The sequence below is a fragment of the Sporichthya sp. genome (assembly GCF_013815995.1).
Taxonomy (GTDB): Bacteria; Actinomycetota; Actinomycetes; order Sporichthyales; family Sporichthyaceae; genus Sporichthya.
Map to the genome: position 1 here is coordinate 1 of NZ_JACDFE010000345.1, position 3,108 is coordinate 3,108.

Annotated in this window: 5 protein-coding genes; 3 read left to right on the plus strand and 2 right to left on the minus strand. The window is 72.2% G+C overall.

The features are described 5' to 3' along the window. The 3 genes from H0X00_RS22980 to H0X00_RS22990 form a co-directional block, all read left to right on the plus strand. Positions 1-476, plus strand: a 476-nt coding sequence (locus H0X00_RS22980) for a hypothetical protein (RefSeq protein ID WP_293775120.1), incomplete at its 5' end; no start/stop codon positions are given. Positions 477-647: 171 nt separating this feature from the next. Then, on the plus strand, positions 648-788 hold the full coding sequence (locus tag H0X00_RS22985) for a hypothetical protein (RefSeq protein ID WP_293775122.1): 141 nt from the start codon (positions 648-650) through the stop codon (positions 786-788). Then, entirely contained in the window at positions 785-1,678 is an 894-nt protein-coding gene (locus tag H0X00_RS22990) for an amidohydrolase family protein (RefSeq protein ID WP_293775124.1), read from the plus strand. The genes H0X00_RS22985 and H0X00_RS22990 overlap by 4 nt, the downstream gene beginning before the upstream one ends. Before the next feature lie 7 nt (positions 1,679-1,685). On the opposite strand, the gene H0X00_RS22995 is transcribed toward H0X00_RS22990, so the two are convergent. Next, a complete protein-coding gene (locus tag H0X00_RS22995; protein ID WP_293775126.1) occupies positions 1,686-2,672 on the minus strand; it encodes a hypothetical protein in 987 nt (328 codons plus the stop codon). Then, positions 2,669-3,108: amino acid permease (locus tag H0X00_RS23000; RefSeq protein WP_293775128.1), on the minus strand; the 440-nt coding region annotated here is incomplete at its 5' end. The genes H0X00_RS22995 and H0X00_RS23000, both read right to left, overlap by 4 nt.

The window sequence follows — 3,108 nt, forward strand, 5'->3', positions numbered from 1 at the left end:
GCGTGTCGATGAGCGCGGCCCCCGCCGGCGCGGCCGAGGCTGCGCCGGCCGCCGGTGCTGGGCCCTCGGCCGAGACTCCGCCGCGCGTCACCGGGTTCTCGAACTTCTTCGACTACTGCGCCACCGGCTCGACCCTGGCGATCCCGCTGTTCTACGGGATCGGCACCTCGGCGGTGAACTTCGCGCTCGCGCAGTTCCCGGCGCAGGCGCAGCCGGTCACCAACCAGATCCTGGTTGCCGAGGCGGCCGGTCCGCAGCTGTTCGAGGCGATGGCCCCGGGCGCCAAGCAGTTCATCGACGCCGGCCGGACCGGAGTCGCCCCGCTCGCTGCGTACAACGAGCAGTTCAACACCGGGCTGACCACGATGTCCGGCGGCACCCGGACCGCGGCGCAAGCCCTTGGCCCGGTCGTTCAGCCGACCGACGTCTCGATGCTGCAGTTCGCCGACTTCCTGGACAGCCTCCAGGCCAAGTAGGCCCCCCGGGAAACCAGGAGAATCAGGAGTCCGCTTCCGCGGTCTTCTTCAGGTACGCCAACGTTGTCTCGATCGAGCGACATCGACCCTACGGTGGGAAGCGCGGCCGGGCCCAGTTCAGAATCTGAACCTGACCCGAGGGCAGCACTGCGCGGCCTGACCGAGGTCTGGATGGGCGAGATGAGCTGGAAGGCCGCCCTGCGCGACGGCGCGGTCGAGATCGACGGCCCGAGCGCGCTGCGCCGGGCAGTGCCGTCCTGGTTCACCCTCGCCCCGGCCGGGGCCGTGCCCCGTCCGGCCCGGGTCGGATGATCGAGCCGCCGGAGCACGACACCGATCTCCCCGCGTACTGGGCCGCGCTCGGCCTGCCCGGGATCGTCGATGTCCACGTGCACCTGATGCCGGACCGACTGCAGGAGAAGGTCTGGGCCTACTTCGATGCCGCCGGCCCGCTGCTCGGCCGGCCGTGGCCGGTGCAGTACCGGCACGACATGTCCGGGCGACTGGGTCGGCTGCGGGCGATGGGGGTGCAGGCCTTCACCGCGCTCCTGTACCCGCACAAGCCCGACATGGCCGCCGACCTCAACACGTGGGCCGCGGACTTCGCCGCACAGACGCCCGGTTGTCTGCACACGGCGACGTTCTTCCCCGAGCCGACGGCGCCCACCTACGTGCGGGAGGCCCTCGAGTCCGGCGCCCGCGTGTTCAAGGCGCACGTGCAGGTCGGCCGCTACGACCCGCGCGAGGAGTTGCTCGATCCGGTGTGGGGCCTGCTGGCCGAGGCCGGCATCCCGGTGGTGGTGCACACCGGCGGGGGCCCGACCCCGACCGAGTTCACCGGTCCCGGGCCGTTCGCCGGGGTGCTGGCCCGCCACCCGCGGCTGCGCGCGATCATCGCCCACCTCGGGATGCCGGAGTTCGACGGCTACTTCGACCTCGCTGACCGGTACCCCGCGGTGCGGATGGACACCAGCGGCGTGTTCACCGCATTCGGCGAAGCCGGCTGGCCGTTCCCCTTCCCCGACGGGTTGGAGCGGCTGCGCGACCTCGGGGACCGCATCCTGTTCGGCAGCGACTACCCGACGATGCCGAACACCTACGCCGTCCAGGCCGCTGCCGTGGCTCGCCTCGACCTCGGCGAGGAATGGCTGCGTGCCGTGTTCCGCGAGAACGCGCTCGCGCTCTGGCCGGACCTCGCCTGACGAAGCTTCAGAACTTCGCCGACGGGTCCCAGCTCGGGGCGTAGTAGTTGCCCTGCTTGATCCGGGCGACCAGTTTCGTCTTGGTGGCGTCCAGGTTGACCAGGCGCATCGAGGACGGTGAGCGACCGTCCGGCCCGGAGTGGGTGAACAGCACCCACTGGCCGTCGGGGGAGAAGGTCGGGCTGTTCAGGTACCCGGTGGCGCTGAAGGCGAGCCGGCGGATCAGCTTGCCGGACAGGTCGGCCAGCCAGATCCCGGTTCCGTTCGCGTCGGCCTGCAGGAAGGTCAGCAGCTTCCCGTCGGGCGAGACGTCGGGCTGGGACAGGTAGCCGGCCGGCGCGGTGTCATCCAGCAGCCGCTTGGCGCCGGAACCGTTGGCGGCGGCGTACCAGAGGGACTGTCCGGTGGTGGCGCCGTTCGTGAACGTGGTGCGGGTGAAGATCACGTGGCTGCCGCCAGAGTTCCAGACCGGTGCGAAGTCGGTGTGCTCAGCGGTGTTCGTCGTGACCTGGACCAGCGCCTTGCCTGTGGCCGAGAACGCGACGACGCCGGAGTCCGTGGACGCCGCGATCCGCTTGCCGTCCGGGGACCAGGCCGGGCCGCGCGCATTCAGGCCCGTGGTCACCCGGCGCATCCCGGTGCCGTCACGGCGCACCAGCCAGATGTCGGTGCGGCCGGCGCTGATGTCGGCCCGATCGCTGCTGAAGGCGATCAGCTTGCCGTTCGGGGAGAACGCCGGCTCGAACTCGGTAGCCGGGCCCGTGGTCACCGACCTGTCGTCGCTGGCGTCCGCGCGCATGACGCGGATGTCACCGGCGCCGAGGAACGCGCGACCCGGCCCGGCCGCCTCACTGAACGGCAGGGCGCTGTAGGCGAATATCGGCGCCTTCGACGTCGTTGCGACCGGCAGGGGTTCCGGCGGCGGCGGCGCGGCCACGGCCGGTCCCGCGAGCAGCGGCACCACCAGGGCAGCGATCAGGAGTCGAGACCTCACCGGGTCAGCCTACGGGCGGTGTGGAGCACCGCGCCCACGGCGAGCACCGCGGCGCCGGTGAGTACGGACTCACCCGGCAGGGTCAGGGCCAGGCCGACGCAGCCGACCAGCCCCAGCGCCGGCACGATCCGCGCCGGGCCGGGCGCCAGCGTCCAGGCCGAGGCGTTGGCGATCGCGTAGTAGACCAGCACCCCGAACGAGGAGAATCCGATCGCGCCGCGGACGTCCGCGGTCGCGGCCACGACCGCCACCACGACTCCGACCGCGAGCTCGGCCCGGTGCGGCACGCCGAACCGGGGATGCACGACCGCCAGCGCCCCGGGCAGATGCCCGTCGCGGGCCATCGCCAGCGTCGTGCGGGACACCCCGAGGATCAGCGCCAGCAGCGCGCCGGCCGCGGCTATCGCCGCGCCCACCCGCACCAGCGGGACGAGCC